The sequence below is a fragment of the Streptomyces sp. NBC_00386 genome, from assembly GCF_036063235.1.
Taxonomy (GTDB): Bacteria; Actinomycetota; Actinomycetes; order Streptomycetales; family Streptomycetaceae; genus Streptomyces.
Window position 1 is genome coordinate 9,248,859 of record NZ_CP107950.1, and the last position, 22,267, is coordinate 9,271,125.

Sequence of the window (22,267 nt, forward strand, 5' to 3'; positions counted from 1 at the left end):
ACATGACCGGCGGGCGGTGGGCCGGACGACGGCTGACGGTGCAGGGCTGGATCAGGCTGGTGCTGGCGCTCATGGCGCTGCTGGTGGTCGTGGGCGCGGGGATCGGCGCGGGGCTCCTCCGGAGCACGACCTCGGTCACCGACCATCTGCTCCTGGACGTCGAGCCCGCGCAGACGGAGGCCTACCGGCTGCAGTCGGCCCTGGTGAACCAGGAGACGGGAATCCGCGGGTACGCCATCGCGGCCGACCGCCGGTTCCTGGAGCCGTATGTGCAGGGCCGGAAGGACGAGGCCCGCGCCGCCGCCCGGATGCGCGCCCTCATCGGTGACCGACCCGAACTGCTCCGCGAACTGGAGACGGTCGAGAAGCGGGCGGCCGACTGGCGGCGCGCCTACGCCGAACCCCTCGTGGACGGCGTCACACCGGGCGAGCCCCGCACGATCGACTCCGCGACCGCCGAACGCGGCAAGAAGTCCTTCGACCGTATCCGCGGCGCCTCGGCCCAGCAGATCGCCGGACTGGCGACGGCGGTCGAGGAGGGCCGAGACCGGCTGGAGTCCTCGCGGAAGGTCCGCGACGCGGTGCTCATCGCCATGGTCGTCGTGTTCCTGCTGACCGGTGTGGTGCTGACGATCCTGATCCGCGTCCTGGTGACACGCCCGCTGGACGACCTGCGGATCGCCACACGCCGGGTGGCGCAGGGCGACTTCGACCATGCCATCACCGGTGGCGGGCCCGTCGACCTCACCGCCGTGGCAGGCGACGTCGAGAACATGCGCCAGCGGATCGTCGCCGAGCTGGGCTCCACCCGCGAGCAGCGGGAGATCCTCACCCGGCAGACCGCCGACCTGGACGCGCAGGCGGTGGAGTTGCGCCGCTCCAACGCCGAACTCGAACAGTTCGCCTACGTGGCCTCCCACGATCTCCAGGAGCCCCTGCGCAAGGTGGCCTCGTTCTGTCAGCTGCTGGAGAAACGCTACGGCGACCAACTGGACGACCGCGCACGGCAGTACATCGACTTCGCCGTGGACGGCGCCAAACGCATGCAGGTCCTCATCAACGACCTGCTCACCTTCTCCCGCGTGGGCCGCGTCAACGACGCCCGCCTTCCCGTCGACCTGGACCAGGCGCTCAGCAAGGCACTGGCCAATCTGGAGAGTTCGGTCACCGAAAGCGGAGCCCGCATCGACCGGCCGGACGAACTGCCCCAGGTCGTGGGGGATCCGACCCTGGCCACGATGCTCTGGCAGAACCTGGTCGGCAACGCCGTCAAGTTCCGCCACCCCGACCGCCCGCCACACATCCGCATCACCTGTGAGCGAGACCCGGAGGACCCCGGCTCCTGGCGCTTCTGTGTCACCGACAACGGCATCGGCATCCCCGGCGAGTTCGAGGACAAGGTCTTCGTCATCTTCCAGCGGCTGCACGCCCGCGATGCCTACGGTGGAACAGGCATCGGCCTCGCGCTGTGCAAGAAGATCGTCGAATACCACGGCGGCCGCATCTGGATCGACACGGCCCACACCGACGGCACGCGTTTCTGCTTCACCATCCCGTCCACCGACACGGCGGACACCGTTCACGACAGCACCGAGGACAAGGCCCTGATATGACGACTCCCGCCGGCACCCCCATCGACGTCCTCCTCGTCGAGGACGACCCGGGCGACGAGCTGATGACCCGGGAGGCGTTCGAGGACAACAAGATAGGCAACACCCTGCACGTCGTCCGCGACGGCGAGGAGGCACTCGACTTCCTCTACCGGCGCGCCGCCCACGCCGACGCACCGCGGCCCGACCTGATCCTCCTCGACCTCAACCTGCCCAAGTACGACGGCCGCCAGGTCCTGGAGAAGATCAAGTCGGACCCGGCCCTGTCCCACATCCCGGTCGTCGTCCTCACCACCTCGGCGGCCGAGGAGGACATCCTGCGCAGCTACAAACTGCACGCCAACGCCTATGTCACCAAGCCGGTCGATCTGGACCAGTTCATCGCGGCCGTCCGCCAGATCGACGACTTCTTCGTCCAGGTGGTGCGCCTGCCACGGCAGAACGGCTGATCAGGAACCGGCGGCCCCCGGCTGCCAGGTGGCCTGCACCAAAGCCCGTTCGACGCCCGCCAGATAGACGGCCGCGGCGAGCCAGGCCCGTGCGTAGCGGTCCGGGTCGGACCCACCGGTGCGGCCGAAGACGTCACGGGTGCGCCGGTCGGCCTCCGCCGTGAGACCGGCCGCCAGGTCCGCCGCCGTAGGGAAACCACCGCGTCGCAAGGCCGCCCCGTCCCCGCGCAGATCGCCGTCGCGCGCGGGTTCCGCGACGGCTCTGCGGCCGCCCGACACGGCGACCTCGACCAGCCGCCGCAGCCGCCACAACGGCGCCTGCGCCAGCGGGTCCGGCGCTTCGTCGCCCGGTCCGTCCACAGCGGGCATGGCGGTGGCCCCTACGACATCCGCCGGCGGGAAGTGCGCGCCCTCCAGCCGGTTGTAGCCCAGGTCGGCGTGGCCCCGCCACTCCGCGGGCAGCCGCAGTGTCGCCTCGGTCACCGGCAGCGGGGCGACGGCCAGCGGGCGGAGCGTGGCGGCACGTTCCGGGTCCAGACGGCCGATGACCCGCAGCCGCAGTCCCGGCCGGGAAGCGAGCCGACGGAAGTTGGCCGTGTGGGCGAGGCCGGGGTGGCCGTGGGCCGGGACCAGCCGCATCAGGACGCCCTCGGTGTCCGGCCGTCCGGGGGGCAGCTCCCGGGCGATCAAGTGATCCCCGGCCGCCCCGACGAGGACGAGGTCGCAGCCGACCAGCTCGCGCGCGGCCTGCTCGGTGCGCTCCGGGTCGGCGTCAGGCGCCACGGTCAACCGCTCGGCGACAGCTTCGGCGAGCGGACGGGCGAACAGCGCGGCGAGCGGACCCGAGGCCCACGACCCACCGGTGAGCGGAGTCGCCCGTACTCCCTTGCCGGAGCCGAGGCGGCCGTCCTCGGACACCGTCGCGCCGGAGATCAGCATCCCCCCACGGGCGAGCTGGGCGTGATCGAGGTTTCCCGAGCCGAGCGCCACGGTCGCGGTGGCCGCGCCCTGGGCACGAGCCGGTCCACCGGGCTTGACGTCGGCGACCGAGAACCAGCGTCCGTCGTCGGAGACGACATGGGTGACGACGCCGCTGTAGCCGGTGGCGGCGATCACTGGCTCGCTGCAGACCCCGTGGACCCGCAGGCTGCCGCCCGGCCGGTAGGCGCGGCGGGCGGTGCCGATCAGCGCCGGTCCCGGCGTTCCCGCGCCCAACAGGGCCGTGGTGAGGAGCAGTTCCCGTACCTGCGCGACGAGGTCGGCCAGCCGGTGGCCGTCATCGCGGGCACGCGCGCCACGCAGCCCTCGTACGACCCTTAGCGCGGCTGCCTCGGCGCGGTGCAGCCCGGCGAGCCGGGCCGTGTGCGCGGCCCGCAGCAACCCGGCCTGGGGGACCGCGCCCGCGGCGGGCACCCCGGCGGCGAGCAGCGCGGCGGCCGCCGTCCACAGGTCGGACGCGGCGGCCAGCTGGGCGTCGGTGAGGGAGACCGCCTCCCCGGGCTCGGTGACGGCCTCCGCGTCGACGGCCTCCGCGGCGTGCGACGCGGTGGCAGCGGCGGTGTGCGCCACCCCGGGAACTGCGCTGGGCGCCGCCCCGGGAACGGCGTCGGGCGGGGCGACGGGAACCCTGGTGGTCGCGGCGGCGAGGGGCGTGTCGGCAGCCGTCTCGGAGCTCTCCAGCGGCGCGCTGTGGTCCGCGGTCTCCGCTTCGGCGTCCGCATCGGCCAGCGGGCAGGAGCCGAGGACGGCGGCCCTGTGCAGGCACCGGGGGGCGAGCAGACAGCTGCACACCACCTGGCCCGCGTCCGTGACGGCGCCGGACGGGCCCGGGGCGAGAGCGACCTCCGCGTCCTCACCGCACCGCACGCGCAGGACCGTGCCGTCGGCGAGGACCGGCAGGGCCGCGTACGACGCGATCGCGGCGTCCAGCTTCTTGCGCAGCCTGCTCGTCAGGCCCTCCACGGCGGAGGCGACCACATCGGGCGTCACCAGGGGCAGTTCGGCGTTCATCGGGCATCTCCGCGGAGACGGTCGCCCACCCAGCGGGCGAGGGCGAGGGGACTGAGCGCGGCGACGGGCATGCCGGCCGCGACGAGTTGCTGCGCGACGGGCACCGAGTAGCGCGGGTTGCCGGTGTCGTCCAGGGCGGCGCATCCCATCAGATGCACCCCGGAGCTCGCCAGGGCCCGTACCTCACCGAGGAGGCCGCCCAGCGGGTAGCCCTCCTCGAAGTCGCTCACCACGACCACGAGCGTCCGGCTGGGCACCGTGACCAGGGAACGCGCGTGACTGAGCCCGGCCGCGATGTGGGTGCCGCCGCCGACCCGTACCTCCAGGAGCAGTGAGAGCGGGTCGTCGACCCGGTCCGTCAGGTCGATCACCTCCGTCGAGAACGCGAGGAAGTGTGTGGACAGGGTGGGGACGCCGCCCAGGACGGCCGCCGTCAGGGCCGACCAGATGACGGAGGCCTCCATCGACCCGGACACGTCGACCACGAGGATCAGGCGCCAGTCGGCCTCCTTGCGCGAGCGGGTGCTGAACACCGGCCGCTCCGGCACCACCACGGTTCGTCCGTCGGCCGTGCGGCGTGCGTGGGCGAGGTTCGCCCGCAGGGTGCGCTGCAGGTCGAGCCGGCCGCCGGGCCGCCTGGTGGGGCGAGGTGTCGCGAGCCCGGTGAGGGCCGGGCGCATCCGGGTCGCGAGTTCCTTGGCCAGTTCATCGACCAGACGCCGTACGAGGGGGCGCAGGCCGGCCAGCTGCTTCTCTGGCATCCCGCCCGCGAGGGACAGCACCGAGGTCAGCAGATCGACCGACGGGCGGACCGCGGCGGGGTCGAGTTCGGCCAGTACGTCGCTGCGGCCCTGGTCGGCGGCGCGGGCCAGCACCTCCTCCCGGACCTGTGCTCCGAACAGCGCCTCCAGTTCCTCGGCCCAGTCGCGGGCCGTGGGGAAGGACGCCTCGCGGCCACCGCCCTGGCCCGGGGACGTGCCCTCCCGGCCGAGGTCGGCGGAGCCTTCACCGCGGCCGGTGCCGTACAGCTCGTCGAGCGCGTGCGCGTAGCGGCGGGCGTGCTGCGGGAGCTTGTCGGTCTCCCGGCCGAGCAGCAGCCGCCAGCGGTCGGTGGGAGTGATCCGGAGCGGGGCGGACGGTGCTGTGGTGGCGGCTGTGGCCGTGGAGTGCGTGGGTGCGGGGGGTGCGGACGCGGGGTGCTCGGCCGTCTTGGGACGGCCGGGGACCGCGCGGATCCCTGGGTCCCCCGCTTGAGCGGCGTCCGTCCCCGCGGGCAGGTCCAGCGCGCGCAGGGCCGCGCGCCCCGCGGCGTCCGCGGCCGTCCACAGCGCGAGGAGTCGCGGCGAGGCGGTGAGCGACAGGTCGAGTCGGTCACCGAGCCGTTCGGTGACCGTGTGCAGGAGTCGGTCGCGGCCTGCGGGGGTGAGCGTGTCGAAGCCCGCGCGCAGGGCGGGCAGCCGGTCGAGGAAGTCCTGGTCGGTGAGGGTGTCGACGCGGTCGAGAAGCGGGTCGAGTGCCGTCGGTGCCGACTGGAGGAGCGCGGCCGCGCCACCGAGCAGTCCGCCGAGACGGCGGCCAAGAGCATGCCGAGCCTCAGGGCCGGTGGCCGTGTCGATCCAGCCCGCTGTACGTGCGCCGAGGACGGTGGCGTCGTCGAGGTCGAGCAGCACCCGGGCGGCCAGCGCGGCGCCCTGGACGAGTGGTGAGCCGGTGCGGGCGAGGGTGCCGAGGGCGTCGTCCATCCGCAGTCCGAGGCGGTGTTCACCGGCCCGCGAGGCCAGTTCGACGAGCGCGGCCGTGTCCTCCGGCCGGTCGCTGCCCGCCAGTCCGGGCAGGGTGCGGACCGCCGACTCCAGCAGATCGGTGGCCAGTTCGGCGGCGGCCTGCCGGGTGTCCGGGCCGGTGCCGGGCAGATGGCCGCGGCACAGAGCCTCCAACAGATCGAGTGCGGCCAGGAGTTCGGGCAGGGTGGCCGTCGCGGGGAACAGTGCGGCGGCGTCGGCGAGCCGCTCCGACACCAGCGAGGGCAGATCGCAGCGGGCGGCGGCGCCGAGTGCCGCGAGAACATGGGCGCAGGTGGGCCCGCCGTCCGCGGACTCCCGGCGGAAGGTCTCCCGCAGGGTGCCCTCGGCGGCCAGGGCCGGGGTCACGCCCCGCATCCCGGCCAGGTCCAGCCGTACGGGGACGGCCGGTGTCCATGACACCCGCCAGCGGGTCGTCAGCGCGGCAGCGTCGCCCGTACCGGCCACCGCCACGGTCTCGCCGTAGCCCGCGCCGCACACGGCGAGGCGCTGGAGCAGGACTTCGCGGCGGCCGTCGAGGGCGGAGCGGAGCGGATCGAGCCGTACCTCGCGCGCCGCGTGGTCGTCGGGGCCGGGCAGCCGCAGCGCGGCGACCTCCGCCTCCACGTAGGGGCCGAGCCCGGAACGGGGTGTGCCCGGTGCGATCCGGCCCCGGTCGGTGCCGACCAGGACCACTTCGAGCGCCCGCGCGAGGGCCCGGCCGCGCCCGAGCGGTTCGCCCTGGCCCATCACGCTCGTCAGCGCCTCGACGACCTCGCCCCGCCCGGGCGCCGCGAGGCCGCGCACGCGCGCGAGGTCGCCCGCCATCCGCAGGGTCTCGGCGGCCTCGCCCGTTCCGGCGGGGTGCCCGGCCGCTCGCAGTTCCCGGCACACGTCGGTGACCGCTCGGGCGGCCGCGTCCCGCACCCGCTCGGGGTCGCCGTCGGCCCGGAACACCGCCTGCTGCCAGCGCGGGTCCCGGATGCCGGCCGGGTAGCCGGAGCGGGAGTCCAGCAGATCGAAGGCGTAGGGGACGAGGGAGGTGACGACCTCGGGATCCTTCGTGCCGGAACTGCGTTCGAGCGGCGCCGCCCCCTCGTCGGCGACACCCGGATCCGTGCCGGGCGCGGCGGCGATCGCCGTCAGCGCCGGGGCGTGGAACGCGCCGACGACGGCCGCGACCCGGCGCCCGTCATCGGCGGCACGGGCGATCGTCTCGCGCATGTGGGCCTCACGGGCGAGGTCCAGCGCCGGTGTGCCGCCCGAGGCCTCGGCGTCGCTGCGCAGTGCCCAGCCGACACCGAGCGCGGCGCGGCGGATCGCCTCGGGGGTGGATCCCGGGGCGAGGACCTCCACGCAGCGGTCCCACAGATCGTCACCGTCACGGCCGGTCCCGGACGCGGCGAGAGCGTTCCCGAAGGAGACGGACACACCCACCGGCGCCTCCTCGGCGACCGCGGTCCGCGTGTCACCCGACGGGAGGGGACCCTCCGCGGTCCACAGGGGATCGGACATCGGCAGGTCGCAGCACACGACGTCCGCCCCGCGGTCCCGCGCCCAGCGGACCGCGGCCAGCTCGGGGGAGAAGTCGGCGAACGGATAGAAGCCGAGACGACCGTTCTCACCCGCCCCGGCGAGCGCCACCGGCGCGACGGTGCCGGGCGCGGCCAGATGAGGCAGCCACGCCTGGAAGTCGGCGGGCAGTTCCACGCACACGACCTCCGCCCCGTACGCGTCGAGCAGGGCGGGCACCGCGGCCGCGAGCGCCGGGCTGTGGTGCCGTACGCCGAGCAGGTACGGCGCCACGGAGCCGGCGAGGGCGGTGAGGGCCGCCCGTGGATCCTGGGTGTACGTCACCGGAGGTTCTCCCGCAGGTCCCAGAGCCGACGCCACACCGCGGAACCGTCCTCGGCGCGGCGGCGCACCGGACCGTCCCAGTAGCCGAGCAGACGCGCGTGGTCGGCGGGGTCGTCCTTGCGGACGACGCCCAGCAGGTGACCGGGGACCAGGTCGAGGGTGTCGGACCCGGGAAGGTAGGCGGCGGCCACTCCGAGGGAGACCGCCACCTGCACCGCCTCGGCCGTCGACATGACCGTGCCGGGCCGCTCCACGTCCCAGCCCTCCGCGGACCGCCCGGCCCGGAGGTCGCGGAAGACGGTGACCAGCACGTCAAGGACCGCGTCGTCGACGCCGAAGGCGGCACCCGCCCGCTCGACGGCCGCGACCGCCTGCCGACGTACGAGCGCGGTCTCGGCCTCGACGTCGGCGATCGGGTGCACGGTCTCGAAGTTGAAGCGGCGCTTGAGCGCGGCGGACATCTCCGAGACACCGCGGTCGCGGAGGTTGGCGGTGGCGATGACGGTGAACCCGGGGGTGGCCGCGACCTGGGCGTCCTCGGTGCCGGCCAGTTCGGGCACGCTCATCCGCCGGTCGGACAGGATCGACACCAGCGCGTCCTGGACCTCGGGAAGACAGCGCGTGATCTCCTCGACGCGGGCCACCCGCCCGGCGCGCATGGCGGCCAGCACCGGGGAGTCGACCAGCGCCGTCGGCGTCGGCCCCTGGGCGAGCAGCAGGGCGTAGTTCCACCCGTAACGCAAGGCGTCCTCGGTGGTGCCCGCGGTGCCCTGGACGGTCAGCGCGCTGGTGCCGCAGACGGCGGCGGACAGCAGCTCGGAGAGCATGGACTTGGCCGTGCCCGGCTCCCCGACCAGCAGGAGACCGCGTTCTCCGGCGAGGGTGACGACACACCGCTCCACCAGGGCGCGTTCGCCGACGAACTTGGGGGCGATCACCAGTCGGCCGGGCAGCGTGTCGTGGCGCCCGGGGAGTTCGAGGGGCTCGCCGCCGCTGCCGCACACGAAGGTGATGACGGCGCGCGGTGTCAGCCGCCAGCCCGGCGGGCGGGGGCCCGTGTCGTGGGCGGCGAGGAAGGCGAGTTCGGTGGCGTGGCGCTCCTCGGCGGGCAGCGTCTGCCGTGCCGGAAGGGCCGTCGCCGTGTCGGTCGGGGTCATGCGTGTTCCTTGCTCGGTAGGTACGTGTTGGTGAGCGGTTTGGTGAATACGTGTGTGGTGAGGGGCGGAAGGTGCCGGGGCCCGGGCGGTCGCCAGGGCCCCGGCGGTGGCTCAGCGGCGGCGGCCCGGTCGCACCTCGAACTCCGCGAACCGGGGCCCGCCGCCCTCCTGGACCTGCTGCCAGACCCTTCGGTACAGCTCCGCGACCGGTTCGGTCGGCACGATCACGGCGAGCAGAGCTTCCTCCTGCCACAGCAGGTCGTCGTACAGGGGCCGCTTCCACTGCTCCAGCGGAACGCGCGGAGCCTTCGGCACCACCCAGCCGCCGGGCAGGAACAGCGAACGCCCGGCCCTGGCGCGGCTGGCCTCCACCACCAGGTCGGTGGCGGCCAGTTCGGCACGGGCCGCCTTGAGACGGGCCGGCTTCCACCCCGTCCACCGGGCCGTCATCCGGTCCGTCGGGTCGGGCATGGCGAGCAGCATCAGATAGAGCGCCGCGGCGTCCTCCCCGAGGCCGTACTCCTTGGCGGCCTCCGTCACCAGATCCGGCACCGAGCGGCTGGGGTCCTGCGGCCACCAGGTGCCGTCCTTGCCCCGCTCGCCCGCCTGCGGGTCGCCCGGATCGCCGAGCAGGGCCTCGAAGCGGGCGGAGCGGGCCAGGCGCAGGGCCACCTCCACCTGGTAGGGGCGCTGGCCGTCGACGCGCAGCGCGGGCAGGTACGGGTCCTGGCCCGCCTCGTCGAGCAGGGAGACCCGCAGGGCGGGGGAGGGCTGGTCGTCGTGCGTGGCGAGGACGACGGCGCCGTACCGCTCGAAGCCCTTGCCGACCTCGGTCGGCGCGCCCGCCGTCTTCCGGAAGGCGGTGATGCTGATGTACTGACCGAGGTCGAGCATCAGTCCGGGGTGGGACAGCCGGTCGCGTACGGCGGCGAGCGCCGTGGGCAGCGCGGCGCGGATCGGATCGCCGGCCGGCAGCCGGTGGGCGAGCCAGGCCGCGAGTCCGACGAAGCCGAGCAGCACCGGTCCGCCGAATCCGGCCGCGCTCCTGTCGACGCACTGGACCCGGTCTCCGTCGACGGCCCACTCGAGGTCACGGGTGAGCCGGGGCTCACCGGCCGGGTCGAGCAGTGCGGGCAGTGCCTGGCGGACATTCCACTGCCCGTGCTTGAAGGCGCGCACCGCGTCGCCGAGCAGTTCCTCGGGTACGGCGGCCCGTCGGCCCATCCTGCTGTTCCAGACCTCGGCCGCGGCGGCCCAGTCCGGTCCCTCGGTCCACAGGCGGGCGGGTTCGGCGGGCAGCAGCGCGGCCACGACCGCGGCACGGATCGCCGGATCCACCTGGTGCAGTTCCTCCTTGGCGACGGCTGCCGCGGCGGCCTTCACGCCGATGGCCGCGCATGCCTGGGCGGTCAGGAACGACCGTTCGTAGACGTCGACCTGGGGCAGACCGGCCACGATCAGCTTGGCCGTGGTCTCGGTGACGCCCGTCAGCCGCGCGAACTCCTCCGCGGCCTCAGGGAACCAGGGCGCGGGTCCGCGCGCGGACAGCTCCGTGAGGAACGCGCCGAGCCGGGCCGCGTGCCCGTCCTCGCCCAGCGGTGTCGATGCCCGCAGCGTGTAGGGCTCCGGGGTCTCGAAGCGCCCGGCCGGATCGTGGAAGAAGCCGGCGAAGACGCAGCCGTCCTCATCCTGCGAGAGGCGTCCCACCACGGCGATGAACGAACCGCCGCCCAGGGGCAGCACCCCGTTCCACGCACCCTCACGCCATTCGCCCGACGGGGTGCGCAGCACGCCCGCTCCCAGGTGCAGCTCCACCTTGCGCCAGTGCGAGGGTTCGGCGGCCGGCCCCAGACCCAGGGCGTCGAACTCGGCGAGCAGCGCGTGCAGGGCCGCTCGATGGTCCTCGGGGGTGGTGCGGGCGGCTGCCCGGAAGGCCAGCGCGGGCACCCGGTCGAGCAGCGTCTCCAGGCTCGGCAGGCCGACGGGCACCCGTCGTCCGTCGAGGTGGAGCAGCGCCGCCGGTCCCTCCTCCGTCACGGCGGTGCCGGGGAGCCGGGCCGCCCGCTTCATCTCGCGCAGGGCACGGAAGACGGTGTCGGACTCGTTGTCCCGGTTCCACCAGGAGCGGGTGCTTCCGCTCAGACCGCTCGTCGCGTCGAGGAGCACGCTGTCCGGCGGTCCGGCCGGACCCTCCTCCTGCGGGCCGCCGTCGAGTGCGCGGGTGAGCCGGGCGGCCACCGCGTCCAGGACGGCCTGCTGACCGCCCGCGTGCCGTACGACACCGGCGATCCCCGCGATCAGCGCGCCGTGGGTGACCGGGAGGAGGGAACGGATCGCCTCGGGCAGGACCTCCTTGTCCTCCTGCCCCGCGGCGGACAGCAGGGCCGCTGCCGTGTCGCGGTCGATGTGCCGCAGCGACGCGGAGCCCTCGGGGTCGCGGGCTGTCAGACACTCCCAGTACTGCACCGGCGGCAGCAGCAGCGAGCCCTCGCCGAAGGTTCCGGGCGTGCGGTCGGTCTTGGCCACCGAGGTGACGACGCCGTCGGCGTCCACGATGGACAGGCGCCAGCTGTCGCGGACGACGGCCCGCGCCTCCTCGGCGCCGGGGAAGACCACCAGCGTCGAGGGCCGGCCGACGTCCGCGGGCAGGGTGACGGTGTGTCCGGCCAGATCCTGGGCGCGCACGGAGCCGTCGGGCAGCTTCACCACGCGCAGACCGACCAGACCGTCCACGGGCGCGGAGGCAGGAGTGGCGCCGGCGGTCGGCGACGGGCTCAGCCGGCCACCACCGAACGTGCTGCCCTCGGGGGCGTCCCGCAGGGCGTCGGCGAGGAAGGCGGGCCTGCTCGCACGGCCGCGCTCACCCGTCGCCGGGTCGTACTCGTGCCAGTCGTGCGCGCCGCCGTCCGCGCTCCACACCCAGTACGAGACGCCGTCGCAGAGAAGCTGGCGTTCCTCGGGCAGGGTGGTGTCCCCGGCGTGCAGGACGCCGCCGCCGGTCGTGCGGCCGCCGCCGGGCAGAGGCAGGGTGATCGGTCCGTTGCCCTGGTACCAGTCCATCCTGGTGCCCCGGGTGTTCCGGGCGCCCTCCAGGGGCTGCGGGCGGTCGGGGCGGGTGTGCCAGTAGCCGCGCAGGCCGTCGTTGCGGTCGTTCCAGTAGACGAGAAGCTGTCCGTCCACGTGGTGGAAGCCCGGATCGCCCCAGGTGCCGTTCGTCGGGATCCGCAGGTCGTGGGTGAGGAGCGTGCCCTCGGCGCCGATCACCCGCGCCTGGGCGGCCCCGGCCACGATGAGGTGCGGCCAGGCGTCGGCGACGACCACATCCTCGACGTCGGCCTTGGGAACGAGGGAGGCGACCGCGTCCTCCCAGGCGGGCCAGCCGAGTTCGTCGAAGAGCCCGGCCCGCAGGGTGCGCGCCAGCACCGGTGCGAGGTCGGTGCCGGCGGCGGCGCGGACCTCGTCCTCGGCCAGCGCCAGCGCCTCGGCGGGCAGCCACTTCAGCCGGGCCAGTGCCTCGGGCAGCTGGGGCAGGCCCACCGCGGTGAACCGGCGTACGACCGTGCGCACCCAGTCCGTGAGCAGGGGACTGCCGCCCGGCGACGCCGCCAGGAGCGCGATCGCCCGCAGCGACTGGTCGTCGTTGGCGAACCGGTCCGCGCCCCGGCGGAAGGCCGGGTGGAAGCGGCTGTCGGCGGCCAGTGACACCAGGTCGCGGCGCCCCTCGCCCAGGGTCCACTGCGTCAGCAGCAGCGCGTCGCCCTTCCGCGGGGCGGCCACCGGAACGTCCAGCGACAACAGCAGATCGATCAGGTCGACGTCTTCGATGACCCTCAACGCGGCGCCGGACGCGGCGAGTTCGGTCCGCAACCGGTCCGCCATCCGTTCCACCAGCGGATACAGATCGGCCATGCGACTGGGGTCACGCCACGAACGGGCCCGCTGCCGGTAGGTGAGGAACCGCTCCAGCCAGCCCGCGGCACCGTCCTGCGGGCGCTGCTCCCCGGGCAGGGAGGCGTCCCACAGCCCCGCGGTGGCGCCGGAGGACTCGAGCAGCTCCAGCCACATCGCCGGCATGTCGCTGTCGAGAGCGGCGGGCATCAGATCGAGGAGCGCGCCCCGCACCCGCAGCTCGCGCGCGGCCAGGGAGACCAGTGCCGCGCGGTGCCCCTTCCACCAGCCGGCCGCCGCCCGCAGGGTGGCCGGCAGAGTGAGGAGCTCGGACACGTACTCCTGCTCGGTGAGGTTCGCGTCCCGGCCGGCCCCCCGGGCCAGCTTGCGCAGGTCGTTCGCCATCTGCACCGACGGCGGCAGCCCTCCTGCCGTGCGGCGCAGACACAGCCGGGTGAAGCGCCGCAGCGCGTCCTCGGCCGGCACGCGCGCCGCCAGCTCCCTGGCGTAGGCCGACAGCACCTTCACCGGGAGCGCCCCGGCGAGCGCGAACTCCAGGAACACGGCGTCCAGCCGCTCCTCCTGCACCGTCAGACCGTGCTCCGCCTCGGCCTTGCGGGCACGGGTGAACAACTGGGCCGCGTAGGTGGCGTTCTCCTCCGCCAGGAACACCCGCCCGGCCTGCTCGTAGAACGTCGGCAGGAAGTGCGGCACCGAGGCCGCCAGCCGCTCCCCGAGTTCCACGAAGGCGTCCAGAGCTGCTTTCGGACGGGACTTGACCTGCCGCGCGGCCCGCTCAAGGTCCGGCACCACGCGCAGCGCGTGGTGTCCGTCCCGCGGGTGGTGCACCAGCACCCATTCGGGAAAGCCCAGCGACTGGCGCGGTCCGAACCCGACGACGACGGGCTCGGTGTCCCGCTCCAGGCCGAGGAATCCGGCGGCCAGGTCCTCCGCCTCCCCCAGCTCGCCCGCGACCAGCCGCACCACCACCCGGTCGTCCAGACCCGGGTGACGGTACGCCCGCGCCGTCAGCGGCACCCCCTGCTCGCCCGCGTTCTCCGTGTCGGGCGGCAGCACCGCGCCCGCAGCCAGCAGTTCCCCGTACGACACCTGCGTCCCCCCGCTCATGCGTTCTTGCCCTCCTCGATGACACGGCCTGCGTACAGCGCCGCGGCCATCCGCATCCCCTCGGACCAGGCGACCGGTCCCACCTCGCCCAGTGGCAGGGCGCGGCCGTCCTGGTCCCGCCAGGTGAGGGCCCCGGTCTCGACCTCGCTGTCCCAGTACGGCTCCCCGATCCACACCGAGGATTCGAGGCTGCGTCCGCCGTCCCGCACCCGGGCGGTCGCGTACCCCCCGGACACGCGGTAGCCGAGCGAACTGGCCCGTGCGGCGAGCGCGAAGCGGGAGCGGAACGACCCCCCGGCGAAGTCCCTCACCTCGGTGGCCTTGGCGCGGAGATCCCCGGGCTGCCGCCATATGGCCCGGTGGATCTGCTCGACGCGCTGGACCATGCCCAGTTCGGCCGCGAAGTCGCGCAGGTCGTCGAGGTCCGGGAGCAGTACCGGGTGCGGAAGCGTGACCGTGCGCGGGGCGATCCGGACGGTCTCGCCGTCCAGGTTCACCAGCCGCAGTTCGCCCGTTTCGGTGGCGCCCCGCAGGAAACCCACGTCGTCGGGGTCGTCGCCGACGACCACCAGATCGCGCAGCGCGGACTGCCAGGCCTCGTCGGGCCACACCCGGGCCAGCAGCCCCGTGGGTACGGGCAGCGACGACACCATCCACGCATCCGCCTGTGCCACACACGCCGTGGCGTGCCGTTCGAGCCACTCGGCGAACCGTCGCAGCCGGTCCACCTCCGGGTGGTCCTTGAGCGCGCGCGGGAGCGATTTCAGCTGCCGTCCCGCCGCCCGGCCCGAGGTGGCACGCGCTGCCACCCGCCCTTCCACCAGGGCGACTTCATACCCGTCCCCCGCCGACAGCCACCCCACGAGCCACAGCCTTTCGCGTCAAGAACACCAGATGAGAGCACAGTTCACCCAGGTCAATGCGTCCCGGGCCGAGTGCGACTATGCAGCGAACGCTAGCGTCGGCCACTGACAATCGGCCCTGCGGTCCCACAGATCCCGGCCGCCGCACCGGATCCTGAGCCACCGCCGATATCGTGCGGGACGTGAGCAACTCGTATGCGGGACTGGACGATGCCGCCGTCGCGACCGCAGCGGCCTGTGCCGGCGCGGACGTGGTGCGGGCCATGTACGGCCGGCGCCTCGCGCGTATCGACAAGGGCGCCGGAGACTTCGCGACAGCCGCCGATGTGGAGGCGGAGAGGACGATCCTGGGGGTCCTTCGCGACGCCCGGCCCGATGACGCCGTGCTCGGCGAGGAGAGCGGGCCGCAGGGTCCGGCGGGGGCCGCGCGCGAGTGGCTGGTGGATCCGTTGTGCGGCACGTTGAACTACGCCGTGGGCAACATGCTGGTGGCCGTGAACGTGGCGCTGCGCGGCGGTGCCGCCGCGGTGGCCGACCCGTTCGGCGGCGAGGTCTTCTTCACCGACGGGGAGAGCGCGTGGGTACGGCGGGAGGACGGTGATGCCCGGCTGGTGCCCACGTCCGCCACCCGGCTCGTGGATGTCAATCTGGACCCGCCGTTCCCGGGTGCGCCCGGCTTCCGGGCTGTGGACCTGCTGGCTCGCTCCGCCTTCGTGGAACACTTCCGGCCCCGGGTCGTGTCCACGACGCTGGCCCTGGCCTGGGTCGCCGCCGGCAAGCGCGCCGCGTACGTGACGGACGGCGGCGACCTGTCCGGGAGCGTGCACTTCGCCGCAGGCATCGCCCTGTGCAGGGCCGCCGGTTGCGTCGTCACCGGGATCGACGGTGCCCCGACCGGACCGTCGGGCCGCGGACTTGTGGTGGCCGCCGACGGCGAGACCCACGACCTGCTGATGTCGATGACGGGAAGCCGCCGCTGATCCGACGCGGTCGGAGCGGGAGCACCGCGGCAGGCCCGTCCCTCGAGGCCTCGGCCGCAGGTGTGAACAACACCCTGCGAGGAGTCCGGCGCGTTGACACACGAAGCGGCTAAATACCCTAATAGCGGATAAAGATCACCTACAGGTGTCACTTGTCGACTTGTGACGTGACAGGGCACCTGAGAGGAGCTGTCCGGATGGCAGGATGCGGAGGATTCCCGGGGTTGCGACCACGGGGCATCCGCGCTCAGGACGGATCGACCGCTCCGGGCGCCCTCGGGCGGAACCCGCCCATGGCCGCGCCTGCCGTCCGCGGCTTCACGGTGATGAAACACCTCACCGCGCTCGGTGCGATCACGGGCGCCGCCGCTCTGGCCCTGACCGGTTGCGGTGACCAGACCCCCAAGAAGGTCACGCCCTCGGCGTCCGGCACGGTCAAGGCGCCGTTGTGCGACGAACTGCCGGCGTCGGTGCGGCAGGCCGGTGTCGTCAAGGTCGGCTCGGACATGCTCTACCCGCCGATGGAGTTCGTCCGGAACGGCAACCCGGTCGGTGTCGACCCCGACCTCGCCACCGTGATGGGCAGGGAACTGGGAGTGAGGTTCGAGTTCGCCAACGGCGCGTTCGACACCCTGCTCACCGGTCTGCGGGCCAAGCACTATGACGCCGTGATGTCCGCGATGAGCGACACCAAGGACCGTCAGGAGGGCTTGGACCCCTCCACCGGGGAGAAGATCGGCGAGGGCATCGACTTCGTCGACTACTTCACCTCCGGATCGTCGATCATGGTGAAGAAGGGAAATCCGGAGGGCGTCGGGTCGCCAGCCGACCTCTGTGGCAAGAAGGCGGCCGTGCAGAGCGGCAGCACCGCGTACGACCTGCTCCAGTCCCAGAAGTGCGACGAGCCGATCGACATCGAGGCCTACGACACCCATGACGAGGCGCAGGCCCGCCTCAAGGCCGGCGGTGTGGTGGCCGACGTCGCCGACTACCCGGTGGTCGCCTACGCGGCGAAGACCGCAGGCGACGGCAAGGACTTCGAGGTCGTCGGCGAGCAGGGCGACGCCGGCCCGTACGGCATCGCGGTGCTGAGTTCGAACACCGGGCTCCGGGACGCGCTCCAGGCGGCCCTGGACGCCGCCATCCGGGACGGTTCCTACGGGAAGGTCCTGAGCAAGTGGAACGTCAGCGAGGGCGCGGTGACCGACGCCACGATCAACAGCGGCACTTGAGGGCGCGGTCCCTCAAGCGACATCGCCGCACCGCCGGACGGAGGTCAGGTCATCCACGGTGCGACGCGTTCTCGAGCGGCGCGATGTCGAGCGACCTGAACACCGGCCACTGGTTTCCGGCCTTGTTGATGCCGGACCGGATGGTGATGCCGCCGGAGAGCTGAGCGGACGGCCGGTTCGACACATGACTCAGTTTCACCTGGCCGTCGATGTAGGCCGTGGTGGTGTCCCGTCCGACCCTGACGGTCACGGTGTGTTCGGACTTCGGGTCCAGCGGCTGCGAAGCCACCTTGTAGCCGTTGGCCAGCAGGGTCGCCCGGTTCCGGGTGATCACCACGGTCATGGGTTCCTTGCTGTTGGTCCGGACCCCCAGCGCGGCCTGGTTGGTGCCGTTGCCCAGCGATCCGAGGAGCGCGGTGGCGCTGTAGTCCGTCCAGTCGACGCTGCTGTTCGGCCGGTAGTCGGCCTTGGCGTACCGGGGTGTCCGCGCCGTCGAGGGCGCCTTGCCCAGGAAGACGTCGAAGCTCGTACGGGTCTGGCGCCCACTCCAGTTCTCCGGCTCGAACAGCGGCCGGTGCGCACGGGCCGGCACCTGGACGTTCCGCCCGACGTCCTCCAGCATCCGGTCGGGAGTGGTCTGGGCGTAGACCTCGACACGCTGGACGAGGCCCGTCGACGCGGACCGCCGACTGGGGGTGAGCGGAACGCTGGAATGGTCCGTCATCACGAGCGGGAAGAGCTCCTTGAGCAGATGCCTGGCCTGTGAATCCGTCGAGTCGGCGTCCTGCTGACCCGGTCCGTCGGAGAAGGGGACGGCGAACATCGACGGGGTCGGCATGCCGTGGCGGACGATGTCGTCGACGGAGCCGACGAGGTCGTGAAGCACCCGGGCCCGGTACTCGGCCGAGTTCTCCCGCCGCCCCTCGTCCTTCAGCCACAGGCGGTTCACCAGCGGCGCGCCCGTGTTGCCCGTGGCGTCCACGGGCTTGACGCTGTGCATGGCGCGGGTGTGGCTCTGGAAGTCCCAGCGGCCCGACCGGTGCATCCGCTCGATCTCGCGCCAGGTCAGGTAGTAGGGGCGGTGCTTGTCCATCGAGCCGGTGATCAGGAAGATCGTGCCGTGCATCCGGTGCTTGGCCAGGATGCGGTCGGCGTACTTCCACAGTCCGTCGGTGCCGTCGTCGAAGGTCAGCAGCACCGAACGCCGCGGCACCGGACCGCCGTTCATGTAGTCGGTGAACTGCTTCGCGCTCAGGGTGCGGTAGCCGGCCTTCTCCAGCGCGGTCAGCTGGGCGTCGAACGCCTTCGGGGTGAGCACGTAGGGGCTCTTGCTGTTCTTGTTGACGTCGTGGAAGGTCAGCACCACCGGCGGAGCGTAGTCCGGCAGTTCCCGGCCCTGACTCATCCAGCCGGCCCTGTCCGCGGAGGTGACGGATGCCCGGGTCGGCGGTGCCTGCGGGGACATGTACTTCCGGCTGAGGTAACGCTCGATGCCCGCGGCGCCCGACGCCACCACCACGGAGAGGGTGAGTGCCCCGAGCAGGACACGGACGGGCCACTGCGTCCACCCACGGCCCCAGCCGTGGCCGCGGCCACGGCTGCGGTCGTGGGCCGCCTTCTCCGCGTAGTCACCGCGGAAACACGGTTCCGGACCGTGCCCGTGGTCGTGCACGACGATGCCGACAGGCTCGCGCCGTGTGCGCTGCAGAGTCATCAGAGCACGCTCCCTCGCGACAGGACGATCAGATAGACGCAGCCGACCACCGCGATGGCGACCACGTCGGTGATCACCCGGACCGTCCTGCGCCGCAGGAAGTTCTTCATCATCGAGTCCTCGACCAGACACCGCGACGGATGGTCGCGAGGGAGTAGGGAAGCAGCCAGGACAGGAGCAGCGCCGACAGCAGACTCATCAGCGGCCGGTAGCGCCAGCGGGGGTCGCCAGGGTTGTCGATCTTGAACGCCAGACCCCAGATACTGCCCTTGAGCACCACGCCGCTCAGATACAGCACGCTCACGAAGATTCCGCCCTGCATCGGCGACCAGATCATGTGACGTACCGCCATCAGCGGCGCGGCCATCACCCACAGCACGTGCCCGTAGTACAGACAGGAAGGGCCGAGGCCCCGCCGCCACATGAAGGTGCCGGTGAAGCAGGTGTTGCGGATGAAGCTCTTCTTCCAGCGGATCTGCTGCTTCATGAACGGCCGGAAGTGCTCGGGCACGTTGGTCCACACCTTGGCCGACTGGACGTAGCCGATGCGCCACTTGCGCTCGGGGTAGTCCTGCGCCGTGACGAACGGAGAGTCGGCGTACTGCTTCTTCAGCTTCTTGCCGACCCACAGCTGGCCCAGCACGTAGCCGGTGAGCTGACGATCGGTCGCGAACCGGAAGGGGGCGCCCAGGAAGCGGTCGCCGGCCCACGCGGGGAAGTAGTTGTACACCGCGTCCCGGCGGAAGACCGCCAGGGGCCCGGAGACACAGGTGACCGATCCGAAGACCGACTCCGCGGCCTTGGCCACGCGGAACTGCCCCTCGTACCAGACGTCCTGCGCCTTCGTGAAGAGGGTCTCGTCCACGTTCAGCGCCCGGCAGTGGCCGCTGACCGCGCCCAGTTCGGGGTGGTCGACCAGGGCCTGCACACACTTGCGCAGAGCGTCGGGTGCCAGGATGCAGTCGGAGTCCGTGAACGCCAGCACGTCACCGGTCGCGATGCCCGCTCCCCTGACCAGGGCGTGCTTCTTGCCGAGGTTCTTGTCCAGCTTGAGCAGGGTGATGCCGAGCTCCTGCGCCAGCCCGTCCAGGATCTCCCGTGTCCCGTCCTCGGAGAGATCGTCGATCACGATGATCTCCAGGTCGGGGTAGTCACTGCCCGCCATCGAGCGGACACAGCTCTCGATGTAGTCGACCTCGTCCTTGACCGCGAGCAGGAAGGACACCTTCGGCACGGCCGGCAGGGACGGGAAGGACGCGAGGTTCTTGGGGCGCCTGCGGAGGGTACGGACCGACGGGTCGTCGTACCGGCTGTACGCGATCTGCAGCATGGCGATGGTGCCGACCAGCACCGTGATGCCGTAGCCGATGACCAGCGGCTTCTCCGGCACCAGCGGGAGCTCGCGGGCCAGGATCAGCCCCAGCGGCAGCAGGCAGAACATGGCCAGCACCCGGCGCACCGCGAAACGGACATCGGTCTGCATCCGGTTCGTCCAGCGGGTCAGCCGGCCGGGCGGTCTGCCCACGACGGCGGACGAGCGGACCCGCGGCAGCGGCACGGACGTCTTGGGACGCGGGTTCGGCAGGATCAGTCCGCACGAGGCGGAGGGCACCGGGACGGTCTCGCCCGCGGGGGCGACCGTCATGTCCCGGGACTCGGCCGGAGTCGCCTGACCTGGTACGCCGCCTGCCGGCGCCCCGGGCAGCACTGCCCCGGGCGCCGGGAGGGCCGCGTCCGCGGCTCCCGGCGTCCGCAGGTCGCTCACAGGGTCTCCCGGGCGTTCACGGAGTCCAGCCGGTAGGTGGCGTCGAGGACGTCGTCCCGGTCGTTCAGCCAGGTCAGGTCGGCGCCCGGGTGCACGGTGTGCACCAGCACCAGGTCCCACTCGTGGTCCTCGGGCGCGATCACGCTCTCCTGGATCCCGCCGGCCACGCGCGCGGCGCGCACCATCGAGTCGGTGAAGCGGACCTGGGCACCCTCGTGGACGAGTTCGTCGAAGATCTCCAGCGCGGGCGATTCCCTCAGGTCCTCCACGCCCGGCTTGTACGCCATGCCGACGATCAGGACCCGGGCGCCGGTGAGCGGCTTGCCGCGCTCACCCAGCGCCTCACGCACCCGGCGCACCACCTTGCGCGGGCGTCCGGCGATGGCGTTCATGGCCGCCTCGACCAGCGGGGAGGTGCTGCGCTCGGCGCGCAGCTGCCAGAGCAGGTAGTGCGGGTCGCAGGGGATGCAGTGCCCGCCGACTCCGGGGCCGGGGTAGAAGGGCATGAAGCCGAACGGCTTGGTCGAGGCGGCCTCGATCACAGGGATCGGGTCCAGGCCGAGGACCCGGCAGTTGTCGGCGAACTCGTTCGCGAGCGCGATGTTGACCGCGCGGAAGGTGTTCTCCCAGAGCTTGGTCATCTCGGCCGCCTCGGGCGAGGGCAGCACGTACACCGAGGAGGCCGTGCGGGACAGCACGGAGATGGCCCGGTCGACGGTCTCCTGGCCGGCGCCGCCGACCACGCGCGGGGTGGTGTCCTGGGTGTGGCGGGCATTGCCGGGGTCGATCCGTTCCGGCGAGAAGGCCACGAAGATGTCCTCGCCGACCGTGAAGCCGCGCTCGGTCAGCGGTTCGGTCAGCAGGTCACGGGTGGTACCGACGTAGGTGGTGGAGGTCAGCATCAGCAACTGGCCGGGCACGGCGTACTCGACGACGGTGGCCGCCGCGGCGGTCAGTGCCCGCAGGTCGGGGGCGAGATGCCGGTCCACCGGTGTCGGCACGCACACCAGGACGGTCCGGGCGCGGGCGAGTGCGCCCGGGTCGTCGGTGAGGGTGAAGCGCGGATCGCCGTTGAACTGCGACAGCCGATCGAGGTCGCTGGGCAGGAGGTCGACTTCACCGCCGCGAATGGCCTCCAGCCGCTCCGTGCTCGCGTCGATGCCGATCACTTCGGTGCCCGCGGCCAGCAGGCCGAGCGCGGTCGGCAGGCCGACGTACCCGAGCCCTACGACCGCCACGGCCCCCACGTCCGGTGCGTCCAGGGTGACTTGACCGCTGAGAGTCTCGAAAGCGGTGCCGAGGTGGAGGCCCTGGGGGGCGGACAGGGTGTTCGTCAGCATGATCGAAGCTCCAGGAATTGCGCTCGGGGATGCACACCGACCGGCGCGCACGGATTGCCGCGATGGGGACCTCGAGTCCTGCTCGCAGAATGTTCTTCGCTTCAACAATCGTCCCAATTGTCCATTTTTGGGGCAAGCGCTGGAAATAGGGGAGAAGGTGTTGCTCGATGGCCTTTACGGAATCATTACCGACCCTCTGGCCAGGCCTTTTGCCTCCGCTTTACCGACTGGTGGGCCCCTTCCGTGTGTGCGTCGGTGTGACATAGCAGCCAATTTCCGAGCCGCCGGGGAGTGGTGCGGGTCACTTGTCGGTGGAGAGTCCGGTTCGGTTTCGTGTCGGTTTCACCCCGGGCTTCGTTTCTCGGGTGGCGAGGCGGTGTGTGGAAGAATGAACGAGGCTGCGGAGCCATTGCTCCGTGAGCGAGGCGTCGCGCGGGAAAGGCGACCGGGGCGCCGGATCAGGCGAGTGGTCTTCACCATCGCGAAATGCCGC

12 protein-coding genes are annotated in these 22,267 nt (G+C 72.5%); 4 read left to right on the forward strand and 8 right to left on the reverse strand.

The window, feature by feature from the left end; translation table 11 throughout:
• The first annotated feature begins 2 nt into the window (after nt 1-2).
• Nucleotides 3-1,613 carry a sensor histidine kinase gene (locus tag OG780_RS40510; RefSeq protein WP_328458719.1) on the forward strand — a complete coding sequence of 537 codons (1,611 nt, stop codon included), beginning with the start codon at nt 3-5 and terminating at the stop codon, nt 1,611-1,613.
• Nucleotides 1,610-2,059 (forward strand): response regulator, encoded by a 450-nt coding sequence (locus tag OG780_RS40515; RefSeq protein ID WP_103552443.1) that lies wholly within the window; start codon nt 1,610-1,612, stop codon nt 2,057-2,059. The genes OG780_RS40510 and OG780_RS40515 overlap by 4 nt, the downstream gene beginning before the upstream one ends.
• Here the strand turns inward: OG780_RS40515 and OG780_RS40520 are convergent, their stop codons facing one another.
• The 5 genes from OG780_RS40520 to OG780_RS40540 all read right to left on the reverse strand — a co-directional run bounded on the left by OG780_RS40520 (nt 2,060) and on the right by OG780_RS40540 (nt 14,743).
• A complete protein-coding gene (locus OG780_RS40520) occupies nt 2,060-4,069 on the reverse strand; it encodes a hypothetical protein (protein WP_328456838.1) in 2,010 nt (669 codons plus the stop codon).
• Nucleotides 4,066-7,707, reverse strand: coding sequence for a vWA domain-containing protein (locus tag OG780_RS40525; protein ID WP_328456840.1), 3,642 nt, complete (start codon nt 7,705-7,707; stop codon nt 4,066-4,068). The genes OG780_RS40520 and OG780_RS40525 overlap by 4 nt, the downstream gene beginning before the upstream one ends.
• Nucleotides 7,704-8,864: an ATP-binding protein gene (locus tag OG780_RS40530; RefSeq protein ID WP_328456842.1), complete on the reverse strand. Its 1,161-nt coding sequence runs from the start codon at nt 8,862-8,864 to the stop codon at nt 7,704-7,706. The genes OG780_RS40525 and OG780_RS40530 overlap by 4 nt, the downstream gene beginning before the upstream one ends.
• A 111-nt stretch (nt 8,865-8,975) precedes the next feature.
• A complete protein-coding gene (locus tag OG780_RS40535) occupies nt 8,976-13,880 on the reverse strand; it encodes a DNA-binding protein (RefSeq protein WP_328456844.1) in 4,905 nt (1,634 codons plus the stop codon).
• Nucleotides 13,877-14,743 carry a DUF4132 domain-containing protein gene (locus tag OG780_RS40540; RefSeq protein WP_328456846.1) on the reverse strand — a complete coding sequence of 289 codons (867 nt, stop codon included), beginning with the start codon at nt 14,741-14,743 and terminating at the stop codon, nt 13,877-13,879. Before OG780_RS40540 ends, OG780_RS40535 begins: the two co-directional genes overlap by 4 nt.
• A gap of 182 nt (nt 14,744-14,925) precedes the next feature.
• Between OG780_RS40540 and OG780_RS40545 the strand changes: the two genes are divergently transcribed.
• Together OG780_RS40545 and OG780_RS40550 are read left to right on the forward strand one after the other, a co-directional pair.
• Complete coding sequence (locus OG780_RS40545) at nt 14,926-15,723, forward strand: inositol monophosphatase family protein (RefSeq protein WP_328456848.1); 798 nt, start codon at nt 14,926-14,928, stop codon at nt 15,721-15,723.
• Between the two features lie 293 nt (nt 15,724-16,016).
• Complete coding sequence (locus OG780_RS40550) at nt 16,017-16,955, forward strand: transporter substrate-binding domain-containing protein (protein WP_328456850.1); 939 nt, start codon at nt 16,017-16,019, stop codon at nt 16,953-16,955.
• Between the two features lie 49 nt (nt 16,956-17,004).
• Here OG780_RS40550 and OG780_RS40555 read toward each other — a convergent pair whose 3' ends face one another.
• The 3 genes from OG780_RS40555 to OG780_RS40565 all read right to left on the reverse strand — a co-directional run bounded on the left by OG780_RS40555 (nt 17,005) and on the right by OG780_RS40565 (nt 21,774).
• Nucleotides 17,005-18,669, reverse strand: coding sequence for a polysaccharide deacetylase family protein (locus tag OG780_RS40555; protein ID WP_328456852.1), 1,665 nt, complete (start codon nt 18,667-18,669; stop codon nt 17,005-17,007).
• A gap of 109 nt (nt 18,670-18,778) precedes the next feature.
• The gene (locus OG780_RS40560) at nt 18,779-20,434 is read right to left on the reverse strand and encodes a glycosyltransferase family 2 protein (protein ID WP_328456854.1); all 1,656 of its coding nucleotides are present in this window, start codon (nt 20,432-20,434) and stop codon (nt 18,779-18,781) included.
• Complete coding sequence (locus tag OG780_RS40565; RefSeq protein ID WP_328456856.1) at nt 20,431-21,774, reverse strand: nucleotide sugar dehydrogenase; 1,344 nt, start codon at nt 21,772-21,774, stop codon at nt 20,431-20,433. Before OG780_RS40565 ends, OG780_RS40560 begins: the two co-directional genes overlap by 4 nt.
• Nucleotides 21,775-22,267: the final 493 nt, after the last annotated feature.

Bases quoted from the DNA above. Each gene is read 5' to 3' on its own strand.
- OG780_RS40535 (WP_328456844.1), bottom strand. From the start codon at position 13,880: ATGAGCGGGGGGACGCAGGTGTCGTACGGGGAACTGCTGGCTGCGGGC.
- OG780_RS40565 (WP_328456856.1), bottom strand. From the start codon at position 21,774: ATGCTGACGAACACCCTGTCCGCCCCCCAGGGCCTCCACCTCGGCACC.
- OG780_RS40515 (WP_103552443.1), top strand. From the start codon at position 1,610: ATGACGACTCCCGCCGGCACCCCCATCGACGTCCTCCTCGTCGAGGAC.
- OG780_RS40550 (WP_328456850.1), top strand. From the start codon at position 16,017: ATGGCCGCGCCTGCCGTCCGCGGCTTCACGGTGATGAAACACCTCACC.
- OG780_RS40555 (WP_328456852.1), bottom strand. From the start codon at position 18,669: ATGACTCTGCAGCGCACACGGCGCGAGCCTGTCGGCATCGTCGTGCAC.
- OG780_RS40520 (WP_328456838.1), bottom strand. From the start codon at position 4,069: ATGAACGCCGAACTGCCCCTGGTGACGCCCGATGTGGTCGCCTCCGCC.
- OG780_RS40510 (WP_328458719.1), top strand. From the start codon at position 3: ATGACCGGCGGGCGGTGGGCCGGACGACGGCTGACGGTGCAGGGCTGG.
- OG780_RS40530 (WP_328456842.1), bottom strand. From the start codon at position 8,864: ATGACCCCGACCGACACGGCGACGGCCCTTCCGGCACGGCAGACGCTG.